Source organism: Nostoc sp. CENA543 (genome assembly GCF_002896875.1).
In the GTDB taxonomy this organism is placed as follows: Bacteria; Cyanobacteriota; Cyanobacteriia; order Cyanobacteriales; family Nostocaceae; genus Trichormus.
In genome coordinates, this window is sequence record NZ_CP023278.1 from 857,014 (window position 1) to 878,527 (window position 21,514).

General features: G+C 40.8%; 17 protein-coding genes, 1 pseudogene and 1 riboswitch. Of the genes and pseudogenes, 13 read left to right on the forward strand and 5 right to left on the reverse strand.

All coding sequences use genetic code 11. The features are described from left to right. Positions 1-65: 65 nt before the first annotated feature. The 6 genes from CLI64_RS03595 (at position 66) to CLI64_RS03620 (ending at position 5,887) form a co-directional block, all read left to right on the forward strand. Complete coding sequence (locus CLI64_RS03595; protein ID WP_103135938.1) at positions 66-1,223, forward strand: sulfate ABC transporter substrate-binding protein; 1,158 nt, start codon at positions 66-68, stop codon at positions 1,221-1,223. Between the two features lie 132 nt (positions 1,224-1,355). Beyond that, the gene (locus CLI64_RS03600; RefSeq protein ID WP_103135939.1) at positions 1,356-2,357 is read left to right on the forward strand and encodes a PstS family phosphate ABC transporter substrate-binding protein; all 1,002 of its coding nucleotides are present in this window, start codon (positions 1,356-1,358) and stop codon (positions 2,355-2,357) included. A 27-nt stretch (positions 2,358-2,384) separates the two neighbouring features. Next, positions 2,385-3,326 (forward strand): phosphate ABC transporter permease subunit PstC, encoded by a 942-nt coding sequence (gene pstC, locus CLI64_RS03605; protein ID WP_103135940.1) that lies wholly within the window; start codon positions 2,385-2,387, stop codon positions 3,324-3,326. 6 nt (positions 3,327-3,332) lie between these two features. After that, positions 3,333-4,232 carry a phosphate ABC transporter permease PstA gene (gene pstA / locus CLI64_RS03610; RefSeq protein WP_103135941.1) on the forward strand — a complete coding sequence of 300 codons (900 nt, stop codon included), beginning with the start codon at positions 3,333-3,335 and terminating at the stop codon, positions 4,230-4,232. A 49-nt stretch (positions 4,233-4,281) separates the two neighbouring features. Continuing rightward, entirely contained in the window at positions 4,282-5,112 is an 831-nt protein-coding gene (gene pstB, locus CLI64_RS03615) for a phosphate ABC transporter ATP-binding protein PstB (RefSeq protein WP_103135942.1), read from the forward strand. Between the two features lie 370 nt (positions 5,113-5,482). Further along, positions 5,483-5,887 carry an NIL domain-containing protein gene (locus CLI64_RS03620; protein ID WP_103135943.1) on the forward strand — a complete coding sequence of 135 codons (405 nt, stop codon included), beginning with the start codon at positions 5,483-5,485 and terminating at the stop codon, positions 5,885-5,887. Here CLI64_RS03620 and CLI64_RS03625 read toward each other — a convergent pair. Next, entirely contained in the window at positions 5,884-6,951 is a 1,068-nt protein-coding gene (locus CLI64_RS03625) for a DUF3616 domain-containing protein (protein WP_103140577.1), read from the reverse strand. The genes CLI64_RS03620 and CLI64_RS03625 overlap by 4 nt on opposite strands. Positions 6,952-7,121: 170 nt before the next feature. Between CLI64_RS03625 and CLI64_RS03630 the strand changes: the two genes are divergently transcribed. Beyond that, positions 7,122-7,508 (forward strand): hypothetical protein, encoded by a 387-nt coding sequence (locus tag CLI64_RS03630; protein WP_103135944.1) that lies wholly within the window; start codon positions 7,122-7,124, stop codon positions 7,506-7,508. Positions 7,509-7,628: 120 nt separating this feature from the next. Here the strand turns inward: CLI64_RS03630 and cbiE are convergent, their stop codons facing one another. Beyond that, complete coding sequence (gene cbiE, locus CLI64_RS03635) at positions 7,629-8,837, reverse strand: precorrin-6y C5,15-methyltransferase (decarboxylating) subunit CbiE (RefSeq protein ID WP_103135945.1); 1,209 nt, start codon at positions 8,835-8,837, stop codon at positions 7,629-7,631. A gap of 178 nt (positions 8,838-9,015) precedes the next feature. Continuing rightward, positions 9,016-9,211, forward strand: a riboswitch (cobalamin riboswitch). Positions 9,212-9,242: 31 nt separating this feature from the next. Between cbiE and cobG the strand changes: the two are divergent. The 3 genes and pseudogenes from cobG to CLI64_RS03645 all read left to right on the forward strand — a co-directional run. After that, positions 9,243-10,721, forward strand: a pseudogene (gene cobG, locus CLI64_RS03640) (precorrin-3B synthase); the annotation flags it as partial. Between the two features lie 72 nt (positions 10,722-10,793). Then, entirely contained in the window at positions 10,794-11,420 is a 627-nt protein-coding gene (locus tag CLI64_RS32075) for a precorrin-8X methylmutase (RefSeq protein ID WP_308418391.1), read from the forward strand. 1 nt (position 11,421) lies between these two features. After that, the gene (locus CLI64_RS03645; protein WP_103135947.1) at positions 11,422-12,126 is read left to right on the forward strand and encodes a precorrin-2 C(20)-methyltransferase; all 705 of its coding nucleotides are present in this window, start codon (positions 11,422-11,424) and stop codon (positions 12,124-12,126) included. A gap of 202 nt (positions 12,127-12,328) precedes the next feature. On the opposite strand, the gene CLI64_RS03650 is transcribed toward CLI64_RS03645, so the two are convergent. The 3 genes from CLI64_RS03650 to CLI64_RS03660 all read right to left on the reverse strand — a co-directional run bounded on the left by CLI64_RS03650 (position 12,329) and on the right by CLI64_RS03660 (position 17,593). Next, positions 12,329-13,123: an ADP-ribosylglycohydrolase family protein gene (locus CLI64_RS03650; protein WP_103135948.1), complete on the reverse strand. Its 795-nt coding sequence runs from the start codon at positions 13,121-13,123 to the stop codon at positions 12,329-12,331. A 281-nt stretch (positions 13,124-13,404) separates the two neighbouring features. Next, the gene (locus CLI64_RS03655; protein ID WP_103135949.1) at positions 13,405-14,610 is read right to left on the reverse strand and encodes an ATP-binding protein; all 1,206 of its coding nucleotides are present in this window, start codon (positions 14,608-14,610) and stop codon (positions 13,405-13,407) included. 1 nt (position 14,611) lies between these two features. Continuing rightward, complete coding sequence (locus tag CLI64_RS03660) at positions 14,612-17,593, reverse strand: GAF domain-containing protein (protein WP_192881677.1); 2,982 nt, start codon at positions 17,591-17,593, stop codon at positions 14,612-14,614. Positions 17,594-18,282: 689 nt separating this feature from the next. On the opposite strand from CLI64_RS03660, the gene CLI64_RS03665 reads away from it, so the two are divergent. The 3 genes from CLI64_RS03665 (at position 18,283) to CLI64_RS03675 (ending at position 21,398) form a co-directional block, all read left to right on the forward strand. Continuing rightward, the gene (locus CLI64_RS03665; RefSeq protein ID WP_103135951.1) at positions 18,283-19,365 is read left to right on the forward strand and encodes a class I fructose-bisphosphate aldolase; all 1,083 of its coding nucleotides are present in this window, start codon (positions 18,283-18,285) and stop codon (positions 19,363-19,365) included. Between the two features lie 319 nt (positions 19,366-19,684). Beyond that, on the forward strand, positions 19,685-20,029 hold the full coding sequence (locus tag CLI64_RS03670) for a hypothetical protein (protein ID WP_103135952.1): 345 nt from the start codon (positions 19,685-19,687) through the stop codon (positions 20,027-20,029). A gap of 202 nt (positions 20,030-20,231) precedes the next feature. Beyond that, positions 20,232-21,398, forward strand: coding sequence for a pyridoxal phosphate-dependent aminotransferase (locus CLI64_RS03675; RefSeq protein ID WP_103135953.1), 1,167 nt, complete (start codon positions 20,232-20,234; stop codon positions 21,396-21,398). The last annotated feature ends 116 nt before the right edge of the window (positions 21,399-21,514 follow it).

The window sequence follows — 21,514 nt, forward strand, 5'->3', positions numbered from 1 at the left end:
GATACCTATAATACTTTTAAATAACGGTATTCCGCTCAAGATACCGTATAAAAGGAGTATTACGAATGAGCAAGTCGCAGCATCAAACGCAATTAAGCTATGACTTAATTGTGAAAACCCAGGTTTATGTTGTGCGAGTTTTGCAGACTTTGCAGATATCTTCCCAACATATAGTTAGGTGGTTAAAGGTTAGCAAGCTCCGCAGTTTTACAAGTCTTGTTGTAGTTGGAGCTATTTTCAGTATAGCGATCGCATCCTGTTCTGGAAATCAAGCTTTTAGTCAGCCTGCTGATATTAAGCTGAAACTCGTCTCTTTCTCTGTGACAAAAGCGGCTCATGATCAAATTATTCCTAAATTTGTTGCCAAGTGGAAGCAAGAACACAATCAAAATGTCATTTTTGAGCAGAGTTATGGGGGTTCTGGGACACAAACTGCTGATGTGATTGCAGGTAAACAAGCAGCAGATATCGTACACTTAGCTTTGCCTTTAGATGTCAATAAAATTCAACAAGCAGGCTTAATTAAACCGGGTTGGGAAAACAGATCGCCGAGAAATGGTATTGTCAGTAAATCTGTAGCGGCGATTGTAACTCGTGAAGGCAACCCCAAAGGGATTAGAAATTGGGCAGACTTAGCAAAAGACGACGTAACATTAATTGCAGCTAACCCCAAAACTTCTGGTATTGCTATTTGGGAATTTTTAGCTTTGTGGGGATCAGTGACTCTCACAGGTGGCGATGAAACGACAGCATTAGATTACATCACAAAAGTCTATAAAAACACCCCAATTCTCACAAAAGATGCTCGTGAAGCTAGTGATTTATTTTTTCAACAAAATCAAGGTGATGTTTTAATCAACTATGAAAATGAAATAGTCTTGGCAGAAAAAAGCGGCTCAAAACTTCCTTACATAGTACCTGCTGTCAATATTTCTATTGATAATCCTGTTGCCATAGTTGATAAAAACGTTGATGAGCATAGAACCAGAAAAGTTGCAGAAGCATTTGTTGATTTCTTGTATTCCACAGAAGCACAACGGGAGTTTGCTAAGTTACAATATCGTCCCGTTAACCCAACTGTAACTCAAGAAGTAGTATCTCAATTCCCTCCAGTGAATACTCTATTTACATCTCAAGATTTAGGAGGTTGGGAACTAATTCAGCAGAAGTTTTTTGCTAACGGGGGAGTTTTTGATCAGGTGCAGACTGCCAAAAAATTATAATTAATTTCCAATTAATTGGCAATCATTGGACATTTTATCAGAATCATATTTGATTTCTGCGAACCTAGTTATGCTTCTGTTCCCTGTTCCCTAAATACGCCAGTAATTTCAATAATCAAGTCAGATTCCTATATGAGCTTTTATCGCCTCTTGAAAAATAGTATTTATCCTGCAACTTTGATGCTCATTGTCAGCAGCATTACAGGTTGTAACAGTGGAAAAGAATTACAAACTCAAGTTAGTATTGATGGTGCAGCCGTAGGTTTTCCCATTTCCTTAGCAGTTGCAGAAGAGTACAGTAAAGTTAAACCTGACGCACAAGTGAGTGTTGCTTCTAGTGGGACTGGTGGTGGTATCAGTAAGTTTTGTAATGGTGATATTGATATAGTTGGGGCTTCTCGTACTATTAGAGATGAAGAAATTAAAAAATGTCAAAGTAAGAAGATTGACTTTATTGAATTACCTATCGGGTTAGATGGTATTGCTGTGATTGCTAACCGGCAAAACAACTTTGCTAAATGTCTCACAATTAATGAATTAGACAAAATTTGGAGTGCTAAATCAGACGGGAAAATTTTGACTTGGAATCAAGTTAATCCCAAGTTTCCTAATGAAAAACTCAAGCTATATGCTCCAGCTTCCGACACCGGAACATTTGATTATCTCACTCAAGCTGTAACTGGTAAAGCTAAGAATGGCCGGACAGATTACACCCCTAGTCATAATCAAAACCTACTTGTACAAGGGGTAGCAGGTGACGCGACCGCTTTAGGTTATGTAGGCATATCTTACTACATTCAAAACCAAGATAAGCTGAATTTAGTAGCAGTAGAAAGTCCCAGTGGAAAGTGTGAAAAACCCATTCCTGTGGATAATGTGATTAAAAATATCTACACGCCTTTATCTCGTCCTTTATTCATCTACGTCAGTAAAAAATCCTTAGATACTAAGCCAGCCGTAAAAGAATTTGTCGAATTTTATCTAGAAAATTCTTGGAAATGGGTAGATAGCGTTGGTTATGTAGCTTTACCTGATGAAGCTTACATCAAAGTCAAACAGAAATTCGCTAGTGGTGAAACTGGGACAAAATTTAAAAAAGCTAAACCCGGTCAACCAATTACTAATTTTATTTAACTAAAATCTTGATAGCTGAGATTTTTTATGCAAAATCCAAATCTTCCAGATGATTCCTACCAAAGATTGAGACGTTCTTTAGAGAAAAAGGCCTCAGAAGATATCTCAGAAAAAATTGTGGCAGTGATTTTGTTTGCTTGTGCTTTAGTATCTATCTTAACTACTACGGGGATTGTCGTAATTATCTTTCAAGAAACATGGGGATTTTTCCAAGAAGTTTCTTTAGCGCAATTTTTCCTAGATACTAAGTGGACACCGCTATTTGCTGATAGACATTTTGGGGTTTGGCCGTTAATTAATGGTACATTTTTAACGACCGCGATCGCAATGGCTGTGGCGATTCCTTTGGGTTTATCTTCAGCTATTTATTTAAGCGAATATGCTCAACCAAAGGTCGCTGCAATTTTGCGTCCAGCCGTAGAACTTTTAGCGGGAATACCAACAGTAGTTTATGGTTATTTTGCCCTTTTATTCATCACACCCTTACTCAGAAATGTCATTCCACTAGAACTATTTAACGCTTTAAGTGCAGGCTTAATGATGGGGGTGATGATTACTCCTACTGTCGGTTCTATTAGCTTAGATGCGATTAAAGCTGTTCCACGTTCTTTGCGAGAAGGTGCTTATGCTTTAGGTATCACCAAACTAGAAGCTATTTTTAAAGTTGTGCTTCCAGCTGCACTTTCTGGAATCATCGCTTCAATCATTCTCGGAATTTCTCGCGCAGTCGGTGAGACAATGACTGTCGTAATTGCAGCTGGACAACAGCCAAGACTGACTATTAACTTTGCAGAGTCAGTAGAAACGATGACAGCTTACATGGCGCAAATTTCTGGCGGAGACAGTCCACGGGGAAGTTTAAATTTCAAAACATTATACGCCGTAGGCGCGCTGTTGTTTTTAATTACCCTAGCTTTAAATATTGTCAGTTATTGGGTTGCTAACCGTTTTAAAGAAAAATACGACTAAGAGATTATGACGATTACTTATAAACCAGATGATTATCTAGATTCAACACCAGAATTTACTGATAATATTGAGCAGCGAGAAACATTAGGCAAAGTATTTGAAATCCTGTTTTTATTGGGATTGTTAATTGGGATATTTATTTTAGCATTGCTACTTTTTGATATCTTCCAAGATGGATTAGCTAGATTTCTTTCCCCTGGTTTTTTAACTGAAAATCCCTCGCGCTTCCCCGACCAAGGTGGTATACGTCCGGCGATTATCAGCAGTATTTTATTAGGAATTGTTGTAATTGTGGTGACAGTTCCCATCGGTGTCGGAGCAGCTTTATATCTAGAAGAATACGCGCCTAGAAATTGGTGGACAGCAATTATTGAGATTAATATCAGTAATTTGGCGGGAGTCCCTTCCATTGTCTATGGACTTTTGGGTTTAGGTGTTTTTAACTATTTATTAGGTTTTGGCCCTGCTTTAATTTCTGGTGCTTTGACTTTATCTTTACTATCTTTACCGGTCATTATTGTGACATCTAGAGAAGCAATTCGCGCCGTTCCTAATTCCTTGCGATATGCGTCTTATGGATTAGGGATTACTAAATGGCGAACGATTCGGAGTCATGTTATACCCTATGCTGTTCCTGGAATTTTGACAGGGGTAATTATTTCTATATCTCGCGCCATTGGGGATGCGGCTTCCTTAATTGTTGTGGGTGCGGTGGGTTTTCTCACATTTAATCCTGGTTTATTCCAGAGATTTATGGCTTTACCCATCCAAATTTATAGTTACATTACTCGTCCAGAACCAGGTTTTGCCAATGCAGCAGCAGCAACAATTATTGCGTTATTAGTTTTGATTTTAACCTTAAATGGTGTGGCAATTTATATTAGACAACGCTTCACAATTAATTAGTTGAGCGAGTCATCCTTGGGTATTTAGATTTATTGGGAGAATACACAAAATGTTATACAGCAACAATAGAAATCCATTAGATACAGCCATCATCAATCAACAGGATAATTATGTATTCCATGTGGAAGGTGTGAAAGTATATTATGGAGGATTTTTAGCATTACTAGATGTCTATTTACAAATTCCAGAAAAACAAATTATTGCGTTTATTGGCCCTTCTGGATGTGGGAAAAGTACATTGCTACGTTGCTTCAACCGTATGAATGATTTGATTCCAGGAGCTAGAGTAGAGGGGAGATTAAATTATCGCGATCGCAATATTTATGATCCTAAGATTAATTCCGTCAAATTACGTCGCCAAGTGGGAATGGTATTTCAAAGACCGAATCCTTTCCCCAAATCAATCTACGAAAATATAGCCTTTGGGCCACGTGCTAATGGTTATAAAGGGAACATAGATGACTTGGTAGAAGATTCCCTCAGACGCGCCGCCATTTGGGATGAAGTCAAAGACAAACTCAAAGAAAAAGGGACAGCCTTATCAGGTGGACAACAACAACGACTCTGCATTGCTAGAGCGATCGCCATGAAACCAGATGTATTATTAATGGATGAACCATGCTCTGCGCTTGATCCTATTTCCAGCCGTCAAGTAGAAGAACTCTGTTTAGAACTCAAACAGCAATACACCATCATTATGGTCACTCATAATATGCAGCAGGCTTCCAGAGTCGCAGATTTTACAGCCTTCTTCAACACAGAAATTGACGAACACAGCAAACGCCGAGGAAAATTAGTCGAATTTAGTCCCACAGTGCAGATGTTCAGTTCTCCCCAAACCAAAGAAGCAGAAGACTATATCAGTGGACGTTTTGGTTAGTAGGGGCGGGTTTAACTAAACGTGAGTTCGATAAATTCGGAAGAACCCCTCTCCAAACCTCTCCCCGACGCGGGGAGAGGCTTAAAACCCTGATTATTTGGTACTCAGTTATAGATAGATTTTCAGCCCCTTACCTTGTAGGGAAAGGGTTGGGGTTAGGTTCCGTCGAATTCACGTTAACCAAAATATCTGTTTGACAACGTGAATATCTCACAGAACCCCCCCTACCGACTAATGACTAATGACTAATGACTATTTACTGTTGACTGTTGACTATTGACTATTGACTATTGACCATTCCCTTTCATCTCCCCCCAACTCCGAATATTCAAGTTACCATCAAAAAAACGCATCTCTGGTAAGTAAATCTGTGAAAAAGCGAGTTACTCTAACATTTCCTAAACGCGCCATCCAAATGCCGGTAACTTATGTACTGGCGAAAGACTTTAATGTAGCCGCTAATATTATCCGCGCTCAGGTGGCTCCCAATCAAATTGGTAAGCTAGTAGTTGAGTTATTGGGAGATATTGATCAATTAGATGCTGCAATTGAGTGGATGCGATCGCGTCATATCAGTGTTTCCTCTACCTTGGGGGAAATTATCATTGATGAGGATGTCTGTGTTCACTGTGGTTTGTGTACTGGGGTTTGTCCTACAGAAGCCCTCACCCTCAACCCAGAAACCTATAAACTGACATTTACGCGATCGCGTTGTATTGTCTGTGAACAGTGTATTCCTACTTGTCCTGTTCAGGCAATTTCTACTAATCTTTAACCCAGACGAAACACATCGGCTGACACACCACTTTCATCTACTAGGCGATTGTCGGCGGGAGAGTCATAAACTACTAATAAAGAAGGTTCATTAGTAATTTCTGAAAATAAAGTCATCCCTTCAGCTTTATCATTGCGATCGCCATGCGGAATTTCTTGCACAAACTCAGGATTATTCATCACATTTTCCTGCAAATTCACACCATTTTTTAGCCGATAAACTTGCACAGTTCCATCTAAATCCATAGTCGGCCCGGCTAAAATTAACAAGTCCTCACCATCCCAACACAAATCTCTAATTCCCAAGCCATTTAACCACACAAAATGCTTTTTATATTTTTGTTTTTCCTCACCCATTTTACGTAATTTTAAAATACCAGGTAAAGAATCTTCTACCTCAAGCTCTAAAATTATTGCCCAACCCCGCAACACAGGGCCACGCAACCCTAAAAAAATTCTTCCTTGATTAACAGCTAAACCTTCAATATCAAAACCATTATCCTTCCCAGGAATTTGCGCTTGGATAAAAGCACCTAAATGTGGGTCATCAGCTAAAGCCGCCATTAACACATTTGTATCTTTTGTTAGCTCTAATTTGGCGGCATTTAACTGGATTTCCGGTTTGTTTGGATGTGGACAAGACTGTAACAACTGACCATCTATCAAAGGAATTCTCCCTAAAATATAACGATTTTGCTCTGATTCAATCTTTGCCAATCTAGAAATATTTTTTGAGTCACTATTTTCAGATTTAACTTTCTTCCGTTTATAACTATGTGAACCCGTAAACCATAAATAATAACCATCACAAGCTAAACCTTCAATATCAATTTCCTCATCTTCTGGTCTAGGTAAAGTTATAAACTCAGCCACACGAAACTGTTGATGTTCAGCAATTTTTTTTGGTTTAATGAAAGACAACCGCTCAATTGTTGTAGTTTCATCAGAACCAAACCACAAATATTTTTTGTCAGTCATGATGACTGCTGACAAGTCTTTTCTATGTTCTTGAAAACTTGCTTGAAATGAAAGTAAAACATTCTTAATAAAAAGTGAATCAGTCATATTTTTAGAAACCCTTGAAAACTCTTGTGACTTAATCTTATTGCCTATTCCCCGTTCACAGTTGCCTATCCCCTGTATTTCTTTGGAATATTCAGCAACTTCATACCCAATGGGTAAGAAGCGAATATCCATGAATTCTTGATAGACTAAGGAAAATTGAGGAAGCGCAAATGGCAAAAGCAACTGGGGTTAAAAATGAAACAGAAACAGCCGCATCAGAATTATCTGCTGTTCCTGAGACTGAAGAAGTGGTAACAACTGAAGATACACCAGCATCAGTAGAAGATGCACAAGATATTGATGACATCTTGAATTCCCTCAAAAGCTTACTGAGTGCTTTAGAAAAACTACAAAAAGTCAGACAAGATGTAGGAGACATCAAACCCCTAATTGGGCGGATGCTAGACGGAGAAATAATTACTGGCGAAGAACTAGAACAATTAAAATCCGGTGTTAACAGTTTATCTCGCCTAGTTCGTGCTTACAGCGACCATCAAACCGCACTCACAAAAGCACAAGCCGCTAGAAACTTGCTAGATCAAGTATTGAAAGTGTAAAACAAGGGAACAGGGAATAGGGAATAGGGAATAGGGAATAGAAAATATAAGAAAAACCCCATAAATAATAACTAATGACTAATGACTAATGACTAATGACTAATGACTATTGACTAATAACTATTTCCTCACCACAAACTGAGTCACCATCGCCATTCCACGCCAACCTAAGAATTTACCGATGGGTTCAGCCCTTTGAATGGCTATGCGGGTGAAATTGCCACCTACTTTTTCATACCATTGATATAAAGTTTGCTCACCTTCTAAGGTGACGACGTTAGCCACTAAAAGTCCGCCTGGGTGTAAAGCTTGCCAACAAATGTCAAATAAACCTGCGGCTGTAACTCCACCACCAATAAAAATAGCATCGGGTGTAGGTAAGTCTTTTAAAGCTGATGGTGCTTTCCCAGAGATAATTTGTAAATTCGGAGTACCTAAAGCGGCGGCGTTATCAGCAATATATTGTAGTCTAGTGGCATTTTGTTCAATGGCGATCGCCTGACATCGATGATGAGTCCGCATCCATTCTATAGATATTGAACCACAACCCGCGCCTACATCCCAAAGTAATTGTCCTGGCGTGGGTGCAAGGGTAGAAAGAGTAATTGCCCTGACTTCTCGTTTGGTTAACTGTCCGTCATGGTGATAAGCTTCGTCTGGTAAACCTGGTAGTCTAGATAGAGGTATTACCCCATCATCAGCAATACAATTAACAGCGATCGCATTTAAATCTGCAATTTCATTTTCCTGCCAAGTGGCAACTTCGCCTGTAATTATTCTTTCGTTAACACCCCCCATTCTTTCTAATACAGTCATCTGACTTTGACCAAAACCTCGCTGTGTTAATATTTTCGCCACCATTTCCGGTGTATCTTTCCCTGCGCTTAAAATTAACAACCGCGCCCCAGGATAAATGTAAGATTGCAGCATAGCCGGAGGACGACCGCATAAACTCAAAGTTTCTACTTCCGTCAAAGACCATCCTAATCTGGCACAAGCGAGACTAAAAGCTGATGGTGCAGGAATAATCGTCATTTCTGCAATAGGAATGTGACGCAGGAGAGTAACACCAATTCCATAACACAGAGGATCACCACTAGCTAACACACATACCGACCGACCCCGATGCTGGATAATGGTGTCTATAGAACGACTAATAGGCGAAGACCAAGAGATTTTCTGACGTTGGTCATCAGTTGGTAACATTGCCAAATGACGATCGCCTCCCACAATTATCTCAGCTTGAGCGACAATAGAACGAGCGATCGTGCCTAATCCCCCCAAACCATCCTCACCAATACCGATAATAGCCAGCCACTTACCCACCATAAGGGACTTCCAATTCAAAAAATATACTATCACGTTGATGGCAAGGGGGCAGGGGGCAGGGAGCAGGGAGCAATTGCGGAGGGGAAAGACAGTTGTTTTGAAGCAGATAAATTTCGATAGCTGATTTTCTGGAAGTCCCTAACCAAAACTCAGTGTATATTTGCGTTGCCAAACTCTCACTCCATCAAAATATCATGGTAGACTAGTGAGTCTTGGGATTGGGAAACTCTGGTGAAATTCCGGGACTGTGCCGCAGCTGTAATGAAAAGGCAAAAGTAAAAAGGTAAAGGGCAAAGGAAAGAATATTGACTTTTAGCTTTTTAGTTTTTGAATTTTTGAGTCAGAATGCCAAAACCAAGAGTTTAGTATCTACTCCCTGCGTCGCACAGGGAAGGAGTTGGAGTCTTGTTAGCCGGAAGTACGCCTTGTCCTGGGTTATTTTATGCCACACCAGCCCAAGATGGAATTTTATCTAGAATCAGAATACCAGGTGGGATCATTAACAGTAAACAATGTCAGGCGATCGCAGATATCGCTGACAAATATGGTGGTGGTTACGTCGATGTTACCAACCGCGCCAACCTCCAAATCAGAGAAATCCATCAAGGGATAGACGCACAAACCCTACAACAACTCCAGCAATTAGGCATCGGTTCGCACAACGCCAGTGTAGACCAAATTCGCAATATCATGACCAGTCCCACAGCCGGGATTGATCCCCAAGAACTCATTGATACCCGTCCCTACGTCGAAAGCTGGGACAAATACATTACAGCACACCCCACCTTATCAGAACTCTCCCCCAAATTCAGCGTTTGTTTTGATGGTGGCGGCTTAGTTTCAGTGTGCGATCGCCCCAACGATATCACATTAGCAGCCGTCACCATAGACAATAAAATCTACTTCCGCCTCTACATTACCGCCGGTGCAAAAGGTCAACCCCCCACCGCCACTGACATTATCTTACACCCAGAGCAAACCCTAAAAGTTTTAGCCACCTTCACAGATATCTATCTTTCTCTCTGTGTCTACCCTACGGGAACATCTCCGGCGAATGGGCCTCTGTGTGAAAAAAACCATCCCCATACACAACGCAAACCTAGACTCAGACAAATCATCAACCATATCGGCTTAGATAACTATCTTCGAGAAGTCGAACAAAAATTACCATTTCCATTGCAGAGAATTGACCTAACCCCCCTACCCCCTTCCCTACGAGGGAAGGGGGAGTTAGAGACTATTTTCTCCCCTCTCGTTGTAAAAGAGGGGTTGGGGGAGAGGTCAAAAACCCAATATCACCACATCGGTATCCATCCCCAACGCCAACCAGGGTTATATTACATCGGTCTGGTCTTACCTCTAGGTCGCCTCGAAACCAAACAACTGCGAGGTTTAGCCAAATTATCTGCAAAATACGGTGACGGAACACTCCGCCTCACCCCTTGGCAGAATGTACTATTAACAGACATCCCCCAACATCAACTTACTGATGTTCAAACAGAAATTACTGATTTAAAATTAGATGCCTCACCCACTAACATTAAAAGTGCCTTGGTAGCTTGTTCTGGTAATCAGGGATGTGCATCAGCAGCGACAGACACCAAAACCCACGCCCTAGCTGTAGCAGAATATCTACAATCTCGGATCACCCTAGAAAATCCTGTTAATATCCACTTTAGCGGCTGTGACAAATCCTGCGCCCAGCACACTCAAAGTGATATTGCTTTAGTTGGTGTGAGTGAGGAACGCTATCAATTGTATGTGGGAACAGGTGAAAATAACCAAAAATTCGGACGCGAACTCTATCAAGATGTGAGTTTTACCGACCTACCAGCCTTGATGGAGAAGATTTTAAATGTGTATAAAAACAAACGTTTAAATTCCGCCGAATCCTTTGGGGAATTTGCCAACCGCCACACACCCAACCAACTAAAACAATTACTTTCTCGTCCTTCCATGCCCGACTATATACGCAACGCTAATGAAATCTACCGTAATTCCTTCGCCATTATTCGGGCAGAAGCCAATCTAGATATTCTCCCTTCTGATGTAGCAAAAGTAGCAGTGCGTCTGATTCATGCCTGTGGAATGACGGATATAGTGACAGATATAGGATATTCCACCACGGCGGTCAACTCGGCTAGGAAAGCAATAGCAGCAGGCGCACCGATTTTGTGTGATTGTCGGATGGTAGCTGACGGAGTGACGAGAAAACGTTTACCAGCTAATAACGCGGTAATTTGCACCCTCAACGAGCCGGAAGTCCCAGAATTAGCGAAAAAACTAGGAAATACTAGGTCGGCGGCGGCGTTGGAGTTATGGAAACCTTATTTAGAAGGTGCAATCGTCGCCATTGGTAACGCACCTACAGCCTTATTTAGATTACTAGAAATGTTAGATGCAGGATGCCCCAAACCGGCGGTAATTTTAGGTTTTCCTGTCGGGTTTGTGGGTGCAGCCGAATCCAAAGCTGCATTAGCCGCAGATAGCCGCAATGTACCATTTTTAACTTTACATGGTCGGCGCGGTGGAAGTGCGATCGCCGCCGCCGCCGTTAACGCCCTGGCCACGGAGGAAGAATAATATGACAGCCAAAGGTCGTCTCTACGGAATTGGTGTAGGGCCAGGAGATCCTGAATTATTGACCCTGAAAGCATTGCGGTTATTACGTGCAGCCCCTGTAGTCGCCTATCAATCAGCCACAGACAAAGAAAGTATCGCCAGGGGAATTGTTGCCCAGTATCTCACAGGCGAACAAATCGAAGTCGCCTATCATCTCCCCCGCGCCTTAGAACCGGAAAAAGCCAAAGACATCTACGACCAAGAAATCGCCCCCATCGCCGCACACTTAGCAGCCGGACAAGATGTAGTAGTGTTGTGTGAAGGCGACCCGTTTTTCTACGGTTCATTTATGTATGTATTTACACGCCTATCAGAACAGTACCAAACGGAAGTCGTCCCTGGAGTCTCTTCCTTAATGGCTTGTCCTGTCTCCTTGGGTGTACCCTTCACCTACTACAACGATATCCTCACTGTTTTACCTGCACCCCTACCGGCTGAAGAATTAACCAGCCAACTACTGACAACCGATGCAGCAGCCATTATGAAACTCGGCCGCCACTTTACCAAAGTGCGGGATATCCTGCATCAATTAGGACTAGCATCACGGGCATTGTATATTGAACGTGCCACAATGACCCAGCAAAGGATTGTCCCCTTGGATGAGGTTGATCCGGCGGAAGTGCCTTATTTTGCGATGATTGTCATACCGACTAAAAATCGACTGTAGAGGGTTATACCATTTTGGATTTCAGTTCGTAGTGAGGACTTTAGTCCTTTTCTGTTCGCAGAGCGTCTCGTAGAGAGAACTAAAGTTCTCTCTACAAACCTTGAATTATACCAATTCTCCAAAATTAAGCAACAGATGCAAAGCTTGAAACCCAGATGTTATCTGACTTTCTTAATTGCGAATTGCGAATTGCGAATTGGTATTAGTTACCCCCACAATATTTATCAATAAACTTTTCTGTAATGGTGCAGAGATACTCATCAAGATGGGCTAAAGTTTGTCGAGCGATCGCCTGGGGGACACCACCATAGTAAGCTTGAGCAATACCACCTGTAATGCAAGCAATGGTGTCACTATCGCCACCCAGAGAAACCGCATTGCGAATCGCATCTTCAAAGCTAGTGGATTCCAGAAAGGCGATAATGGCTTGGGGGACAGAACCAGGACAACTAGCATCATATTGATATGCGGGACGAATTTGGTCTAGGGTGGCTTCGAGGTGATAACCAAAGTTAGCCTGAATGTAGGATTTAATCGCCGTTTGATGATAACCCTGGCGCGCCAAAAAAATAGCGGCGGCGGTAGCCTGCGCGCCTTTAATTCCTTCAGGATGATTATGGGTGACTTCTGCACTGCGTTTAGCTTCCCTTAACACAGTCTCTAAATCATCGTAAGCAAAACCAATAGGACTAACACGCATAGCTGCACCATTACCAAAACTGTTGTATGGTTGGCGACTGTGAGACTTAGCCCAATTGCTGAAGTTGCGACCGTAGCCTGCATACTGATAACGATGGTAATACCAATGAAGTTGGTCAATATACAGACTACTGGGGGGAAATTGGTCAGTATGGAGAATGATATCTGCAACCGCCACAGTCAACACCGTGTCATCTGTAAAGCGGGACTGTCTACCAAATAAAGGAAAATCTTTAGTTTTTAGACCATTACCTTCATAGACTGAACCAATAATGTCACCAGCGATCGCACCCAGCATAATCCCTAATTGTATGTAATATTAAGCGAGTTTTTCTAGTCAGACTACGGCTTTGTATGGAATTGCTCCAGTATAAATTCGTCCTGATAACTCACCTAATTGATGGTTGAGAATTACTTTATCACCATCTTTTCAATTAAAGTTGCATTCTGCAAAGTCCTGGTTCTTCGTTATGGGACTTCCAGAAAATAAACTCTCCAAATTTCTCTTCTTCAAAACAACTGTTTTCCCCCTGCCCCCTGCTTTCTGCTCCCTTGCCATCAACGTGATAGTATATTTTTTTAATTTTGAATTTGGAATTTTGTAGGTGCTAGCCTTTTCTCCGAGACGCTAGGCGAATCAGCAGGACATTTTGCATTGGCATTAGCTTCTTCTCTGGTAGCAGGAATGATAACTCTAAAAGTTGTTCCCACATTGAGTTCACTAGTGACTGTAATCTCGCCACCATGAACATCGACGCACTTTTTGACAATAGATAAACCTAAACCAGTCCCTGGAGTTTTACCAACATTGAGTCCTCGGTAAAAGGGTGTGAATAATTTAGCCATATCTTGAGATGTTAACCCAATACCCTGGTCAATAATTTGAAATTCAATGTGGTTGGGCTGACATTGTAAGGCCAAGGTGACAGTGCTGTCTGCTGGTGAATACTTGATGGCATTTTCGAGCAAATTAGTCAGGATGTGTTGCAATAAATGGGGGTCAACACTGTACATCATATTTTTTGTTGTCTCACCCTCCACTCTCAATACCAGTCTATTGGCGGTGGGTAAGTAAGACTCTAAATCTGCCATGAGACTAGAACAAAAATAGTAAATATCTATCAGTGTGGGTTGACAATGAAACTGTTCTTGTTCTAACTGACCAACAACTAAAATATCTGTGATCAGTTTTGCCATGTGCTTGATAGCTTGTTTACTCCGTTCAAGATGAGCTAGTTTCTGCTCAGGAGTGAGGGAATTTGGCTCTTCTAAGAGTTCTAAACTCATGAGTAAAGAACTTAAGGGGTTGCGAAATTCATGGGATACGATGGAAACAAATTGTGATTTGAGTTCATTCAGCCGTTTTTCTTGAGCTAAGGCTTTCTGAATAGCTTGTTCAGCACGATGATTAGCTAGAGCCACCTGAATGGCAATACTTAAATCCTGCCCCTCGAATGGTTTGACAATGTAACCATAAGGATGGGCTGCGATCGCCTCTTTTAATGTAGACTCATCGGCATGGGCGGTGAGAAACACTACAGGTATGTTGAATTGTTGTAATATCTGATTTGCTGCTACAATCCCTGTGGTGTTACCTTGCAAATAAATATCCATTAACACCAAATCTGGTTGATTTCTCGCCACCAGTTCTAAAGCTTTCTGTGCCGAATTGGCAGTTCCAGCGATTCTGTAACCTAATCTTTGAAGATGTTGTTTGATATCTAGGGCAATCACCCATTCATCTTCAACAATCAAAATACTAGAATTAGAAGCTGTCTGTGCCATACTACGACCTTTTTTGAAAGCGAATCTTAAATTCACTGCCTCGTTGCCGATTTAACTGAATTTCACCGCCAATTTGTTCTGTTAGTCCATATACTAGTTGCATTCCTAGTGATGTAGTACACTGGGAACCGAAATCAGCAGGAATGCCAACACCGTCATCTTTCACTACCAAGCAATAATAGTCAGTCTCATCCTCTAGCCAGAATTGCAGGGTGATTTCACCTTTTTGCTGGGGAAAAGCATACTTGAGGGCATTAGATACTAATTCATTAATGATTAAGCCACAGGGAACAGCTGTATCTAAGTCTAGTTCTAAATCAGCCACTTCTAATGTGACCTCGATCTCTGAATCAACAGTAGTGTAGGATTGCACTAAATTTCCCACTAGTTCTGGAACATAAAAAGCAAAATTAATGCGCGATAGGTTTTTAGAACGATAAAGTCGTTCATGGATTAATGCCATTGTTTTGACTCGACGCTGACTTTCGGTGAGTAACTTCAGTACAGCTGGGTCTTTGATGCTATTGGTCTGTAAGCTTAATAAGCTAGAAACCATTTGCATATTATTTTTGACTCGGTGATACACTTCCCGCAACAACACCTCCTTTTCTTTCAAAGAAGTACGAATTTTTTCCTCAATTTCTTTGCGTTCTTGCAGTTCGGTTTGCAGTTGTCCATAAAGTTCTGATTGTTGAATCGCAATTGCTAATTGATTACCTATCTGTTCTAGTAATTCAATTTCCCAAGTTTCCCAATTACGGGGGGCGGTATTCTGATAAATTGCTAACAAGCCCCACAGACTATCTCCGCAAATAATGGGGGCAATTGCATAAGCCCTGGCTTGAAATTGTTCTAGAAGTGCGATGTGACAATCTTGGTGTCCCACGGTGTAAATATCGCTCACAGCAAAGGTTTCGTGATTTTTATACCTGCCTCCTTGGGTTTGTTGTAAATAACTATCTTCCCAAACCTCTTGAAAATCTGGGCTTACAAGCTTTTTCCACCCCTTACTAACGGACTCAACGATAAAACTCCCACTCCAATCGGGATGAAAACGATAAACAGCCGCCCGATCTACACTCAATGTATGCCTAACTTCCGTGACAGCAGTGGTAAGAATGGCATCTAAATCTAAAAATTGGCGAATTTCTTGGGTAATTAGCCTCAATAACCTTTCTTTCCTGGCTTGTTGTTGTCTAGTGGCTTCTGCTTGTTTGCGTTCTGTAATATCGTTACCAGTGGTGAGAAAACAGGGAATTCCGTCTACATGAATACATTCGGCAGATGTTAAAAAAGTGCGTATCTCTCCTGTTCTAGTGCGGATGGCACATTCCAGATCACGTACACTACCCTTGGCTAATATTTGCTGACGAATTATTCCCTCATAGGCTGGATCAGCAAAAAAAGTGAAGTCCTCTGGAGTTTGGGTGATTAATTGTTCACGGGAATAGCCGAAAAGCTGACAAAATGCTTCATTGGCTTCAATAAAGCGTTGATCTAGCAAGGACATAATCACGATGGGATAGGGCGAGGCGTGAAAAATTTGCTCGAATCTGGCTTCGGCTTGCTGGAGTTGTTGAGTGCGTTCTGCAACTCGTTGTTCTAGTTCTTGGTTGAGTTTTTGTAAGGCGGCTTCGGCTTGTTGACGTTCCCTGAGTTCTTGCTGCACCTGTTGATAGAGTTGTGCTTGCTGGACTGCGATCGCTAATTGATCAGCAACTTTCCTTGATAGTTCTACTTCTTCATCTTTCCAGGGACTTTCACTTTCCGGTTTGGTGAGTGATAAGCTACCCCAAATTGTACCGTTCACGATAATGGGTGTTAACAGCCATACTTGAGTAAATTTCTGGGCTAGTTGTTTGTGGATGGGATCATTAATTTCATCTACGCCATTAATTCGCACCACTTGCTGCTGTTTGAGTTGGGCTGCGTAGAGATTTCCCTGATCAGGAATTTCTAAACCTATGCTATCTGGGATAGATTCATCTAAGCGATGAACTGCCAAAACTTTCCAAATCTGCTGTTCTGGTAAATACTGAATAATGGAAGTTCGATTGACTGCTAATAATTGTGTGACTTCTGCTGTCGCTGTGGAAAAAATCGTCTGTAAATCCAGGGAACTGCGAATAATTTGCACTACTCGATTTAAAGCCTGTGCTTGCTGTGCTTGACTTTTTAAAGCTTTTTCTGCGGCTTTGCGATCTGTGACATCTCGTGAAATACATAATATCGATTCAATTGTGTTGTCATAGCTCAACTCTGGGGCGATCGCCATTTCAAAGTCACGTATACCGTTAAGCGTCTCTACTTCAAATTCAATGATTTGTTTTTTTCCTGTTTGCAGTAAAGTTTTGGCAGCACTTTCCCAAGTGTTGACCATGACTGGTGACATTCCCAACTCACGACAGGTTTTGCCCAAAAACACTGGTGCTGGAATTCCTGAAATGTTGGTCAGGGATGGACTAACATAAAGATGCCGCAGTTGTGTATCAAAACGTTCAATAATGTCGGGGGAATTTTCTACTAAGGTTTGATATTGTTGTTGTGATTCTTGCAAGGCTGTTGCTGTAGCTTGGGAATCATCTACAGACAAAGAAGTTTTCTGGATTGCCTGCTCAATTGCTTGTACTAATTTGTCAATTTGATGGGGAGATTTGAGAATATAATCATCTAACCCTGCTTTCATGGCTGCCACTACGGTTGCGATATCATGGCTATCTGTAAACATGATCACAGGACAAGCCTGATGATGCTCTTTTATGGTTTGCAACACCTCGATTCCGGTTGCCCAGGATAAATTGTCATCGGTGATGACTAAATCAAAGTTAGCATTGGCGATCGCTTGAGCTAAATCTTCTACATTCAAAATTTCCTTAATTTCCCATCCTGGCAATTTTTGGGAGAGTGCTGTGATGATCCAAGCACTCTCTACAGGGTTAGAGTTAATTAACAAAATTCTTGGCAACAGGCTATCTCGTCCCATCTCAACCCCCTTGGGAAATTCACAATTTACCAATCCCCTACGGGATGTAGCTACAAAATTCCCCATTAATGACGCTACTAATTTATTTATGAAAAAACTCGGTTAACTTCTGCATCTATAATTTGGTTCTCTGTTATTATTTGCCCATTACCTAACTACGCCAATAGTTTGGTTATGCCATATTGCGATCATCAGAGTCAAGTTCAACTCTCCTATATATTAAGGGACTTCCAGAAAATAAATTATCCAATTTCCGAGAGAGAATATTTTGATTTTCCCCCTGCCTCTCTGCTCACAACAGCGATTGTATATTTTTTTAGTTGGAAGTCTCTAAGTCTGTACGAAAAAATCAGGATTTTCAGAAAAGTAAACCTAGATCAACTTTTCCGCTATTTTTTCCCTTCTCTTCTTCCCACTACAAATATTTACACTGTTTTAGTTATTTTTTTTTATAATACTTCCTCCTCAAGATAGATTTTTTCATCATCAAAAATCCTGATTTATTAAAAAATCAAGATATATCATTTGCTCTATCAACTAAAATAAATTCATTAGTATATTTTTGTATAATATTTTTAGATAAATACATAATTTAGAGATAAATCGATAAATATAATTCCCAGCTAATTGCTAATAGCAAAGTGCTATCTTAAGGTCAAAGTCATTTGCTCACATGAGAGGAAAATGCTATGACTGCTACACTCATAGAAAGCAATTCTCTTGAGTCATTATTGGGGAATGAAGCCGAAAATTTGCTCAATTATACAGCCAAAGTCTCTAAAGATTTACTGCATTTACCTGGATCTGACTTTATAGACCGAGTTTGGTTAAATAGCGATCGCCATCCCCAAGTCTTGCGTAATCTCCAGCAGCTTTATTCTAGTGGACGGTTAGCAAATACTGGTTATCTCTCAATTTTGCCTGTAGATCAAGGGATTGAACACTCAGCCGGTGCTTCCTTTGCACCCAATCCCATTTATTTTGATCCAGAAAATATTATCAAATTAGCGATCGCCGCAGGTTGTAATGCTGTCGCTACAACTTTAGGAGTATTAGGGAGTGTATCGCGTAAATATGCTCACAAAATCCCTTTTATCGCCAAAATTAACCATAATGAATTGTTGACGGTTCCTAATCAATTCGACCAAGTATTATTTGCTGATGTCGAACAAGCTTGGAATTTAGGTGCAGTCGCCATTGGTGCAACCATTTACTTTGGTTCAGAACAATCAACTAGACAAATTCAAGAAATCAGTCAAGCTTTTAAATACGCCCATGAGTTGGGGATGGTAACTATTCTCTGGTGTTATTTGCGAAATAATGCTTTTAAACAAGATAAAGATTATCACGTTGCAGCTGACCTTACAGGACAAGCCAATCATTTAGGCGTGAGCATTGAAGCTGACATCATTAAACAAAAACTGCCAGAAAATAATCATGGTTATGAAGCAGTAGCTAAAGCCACAGGTCAAAGCTACGGTAAAATTGACCAACGAGTATACACAGAATTAACCAGTGATCATCCCATCGATTTAACCCGTTATCAAGTATTAAATTGCTACTGTGGACGCTCAGGTTTAATTAACTCCGGTGGTGCTTCTGGGAAAAATGATTTTGCTGAAGCTGTGCGTACAGCCGTGATTAATAAACGTGCTGGAGGTACAGGTTTAATTTCAGGAAGAAAGACTTTTCAACGACCTTTTGAAGAAGGGGTGAAACTATTTCACGCCATTCAGGATGTTTATTTATCGCCAGAAATCACAATAGCATGATTAAAGTTAGAAGGCAAAAGGTAAAAGGTAAAAAATAATTAATTCTCTAGCACATTTTATAGAACAGAATAATGAATAAAGCCTAATAAGTAGGCTGAATTATTTCTGTAAATGGATTTCATTTTTTTGATGACTCCCTATAAAATTGGGATTTTAATCCTTTACCCTAAAACTACCTAAAGAGACAAATAATCTTTTATCTTTTGACTTTTGCCTTTTGACTTTTGCCTTTCTCCTTCCTAATCCCTACCTAAAGAAAGACGTTAGCAATATTGAAAATTATCTAACTTTGTGTAAGAGCAGAACGGGGATTTTTTCAATGTTGACAATCAAAAATAGAATCAATCAGTGGCAGCATAAAATCACTTTAGTAATGCTAATCGGGTTAATTTGGTTGCTGGGTTTACCTACAAACTCTGTTAATGCTGCTGGTTATTATTCAGCTAGAGACCACAAAACAGAATTAGCTACACCTTATTACACCCATCAACAACGCCGCATAGGATATACAGAACCTACTAGTCCCTACTACAAGGCCAAAAACAGAAAACACATCACCAGAAACAGCGATGAATATCTTGAGGGTGGTAATCAAAGCCGAGAAGTTACTCCTCAAGAATTAGGTAGGATTAAACAACAAAAACATTCTATATCTAGGCAATAAAATTACTAGAACAGAATGTACGAAATCGTACAATAATGCAGTGAAATTTATCTCCTTTTGTCTTTTGTTGCTAATATCAATTCTCCGACATTCGGTAACAGGCGCAAAATCTGAAACTTGATCTTTTTTTACTAGTCTCTATTTTTGAGACAAATTCTGGGATATCCTAAGATAAGTGAAAGATTTGCCAAATAGAGTAAGAATGAAGCTGGCAGCAAGAGTAAGTCAGGTAACACCTTCACTCACCTTAGCGATCGCCGCGAAAGCTAAGGCGATGAAGGCAGAGGGTATAGACGTTTGTAGTTTTAGTGCTGGTGAACCGGATTTTGATACCCCAGCGCACATTAAAGCAGCCGCAGCTAAAGCTTTGGAATCAGGTAAAACCAAGTATGGCCCAGCCGCAGGTGAACCAAAGTTAAGAGAAGCGATCGCCCACAAGCTGCAATCGGATAATGGTCTCAACTACAAAGCCGAGAATGTGATTGTCACCAATGGCGGTAAACATTCTCTTTATAACCTCATGGCAGCATTAATTGACCCTGGTGATGAGGTAATTATCCCTGCACCCTACTGGCTCAGTTACCCAGAAATGGTGACATTAGTAGGCGGGAAACCTGTAATTATCCAAACAGATGCTGCTACAGGCTATAAAATTACCCCTGAGCAATTAAAACAAGCTATTACCCCCAAAACAAAGCTATTTATCCTCAATTCTCCTTCTAACCCCACAGGGATGGTGTATACACCAGAGGAAATCAAAGCTTTAGCACAGGTAATAGTTGATGCAGATATATATGTGGTATCTGATGAGATTTATGAAAAAATTCTCTACGATGGTGCAGAACATATCAGCATCGGTTCTTTAGGCGAGGAAATTTTTCAGCGCACCTTAATTAGTAATGGATTTGCCAAAGCTTACTCCATGACTGGTTGGCGACTGGGTTATTTAGCGGGGCCAGTGGAAATTATCAAAGCTGCTAGCACCATCCAAGGGCATAGTACATCAAATGTCTGTACCTTTGCTCAATATGGGGCGATCGCTGCTTTAGAAAGTTCCCAAGACTGTGTCGCAGAAATGCTTCAAGCCTTTGCAAAACGCAGACAAGTGATGTTAGATAGACTCAACGCCATTCCCGGCTTAAGTTGTCCTAAACCAGATGGCGCGTTTTACCTGTTCCCCGACATCAGCAAAACTGGTTTAAAATCCCTGGAATTCTGTGATGCGCTGATTGAAGCTCATCAAGTAGCTGTAATTCCTGGAATTGCTTTTGGTGCTGATAACAACATTCGCCTTTCCTATGCTACGGATTTAGCAACCATTGAAAAGGGCATGGATAGGTTAGAAAAGTTTGTGCTTTCTCGGATCTAGTTAATCATTAATCATTTCTCATTTTTTATTGTTGACTGAGAAGTATAGGTTGAAGGTTTAAACTTTCAACCTTTTTTTATGGGCAACTAGTACCGATTTGGGAGATGAATCCAAAA

Excerpts from the sequence above, each read along its gene's own strand:
- CLI64_RS03595 (WP_103135938.1), top strand. The coding sequence starts at position 66 with ATGAGCAAGTCGCAGCATCAAACGCAATTAAGCTATGACTTAATTGTG.
- CLI64_RS03600 (WP_103135939.1), top strand. The coding sequence starts at position 1,356 with ATGAGCTTTTATCGCCTCTTGAAAAATAGTATTTATCCTGCAACTTTG.
- pstC (WP_103135940.1), top strand. The coding sequence starts at position 2,385 with ATGCAAAATCCAAATCTTCCAGATGATTCCTACCAAAGATTGAGACGT.
- pstA (WP_103135941.1), top strand. The coding sequence starts at position 3,333 with ATGACGATTACTTATAAACCAGATGATTATCTAGATTCAACACCAGAA.
- pstB (WP_103135942.1), top strand. The coding sequence starts at position 4,282 with ATGTTATACAGCAACAATAGAAATCCATTAGATACAGCCATCATCAAT.
- CLI64_RS03625 (WP_103140577.1), bottom strand. The coding sequence starts at position 6,951 with ATGACTGATTCACTTTTTATTAAGAATGTTTTACTTTCATTTCAAGCA.
- CLI64_RS03630 (WP_103135944.1), top strand. The coding sequence starts at position 7,122 with ATGGCAAAAGCAACTGGGGTTAAAAATGAAACAGAAACAGCCGCATCA.
- cbiE (WP_103135945.1), bottom strand. The coding sequence starts at position 8,837 with ATGGTGGGTAAGTGGCTGGCTATTATCGGTATTGGTGAGGATGGTTTG.
- CLI64_RS32075 (WP_308418391.1), top strand. The coding sequence starts at position 10,794 with ATGCCCGACTATATACGCAACGCTAATGAAATCTACCGTAATTCCTTC.
- CLI64_RS03645 (WP_103135947.1), top strand. The coding sequence starts at position 11,422 with ATGACAGCCAAAGGTCGTCTCTACGGAATTGGTGTAGGGCCAGGAGAT.
- CLI64_RS03650 (WP_103135948.1), bottom strand. The coding sequence starts at position 13,123 with ATGCTGGGTGCGATCGCTGGTGACATTATTGGTTCAGTCTATGAAGGT.
- CLI64_RS03655 (WP_103135949.1), bottom strand. The coding sequence starts at position 14,610 with ATGGCACAGACAGCTTCTAATTCTAGTATTTTGATTGTTGAAGATGAA.
- CLI64_RS03660 (WP_192881677.1), bottom strand. The coding sequence starts at position 17,593 with ATGGGACGAGATAGCCTGTTGCCAAGAATTTTGTTAATTAACTCTAAC.
- CLI64_RS03665 (WP_103135951.1), top strand. The coding sequence starts at position 18,283 with ATGACTGCTACACTCATAGAAAGCAATTCTCTTGAGTCATTATTGGGG.
- CLI64_RS03670 (WP_103135952.1), top strand. The coding sequence starts at position 19,685 with ATGTTGACAATCAAAAATAGAATCAATCAGTGGCAGCATAAAATCACT.
- CLI64_RS03675 (WP_103135953.1), top strand. The coding sequence starts at position 20,232 with ATGAAGCTGGCAGCAAGAGTAAGTCAGGTAACACCTTCACTCACCTTA.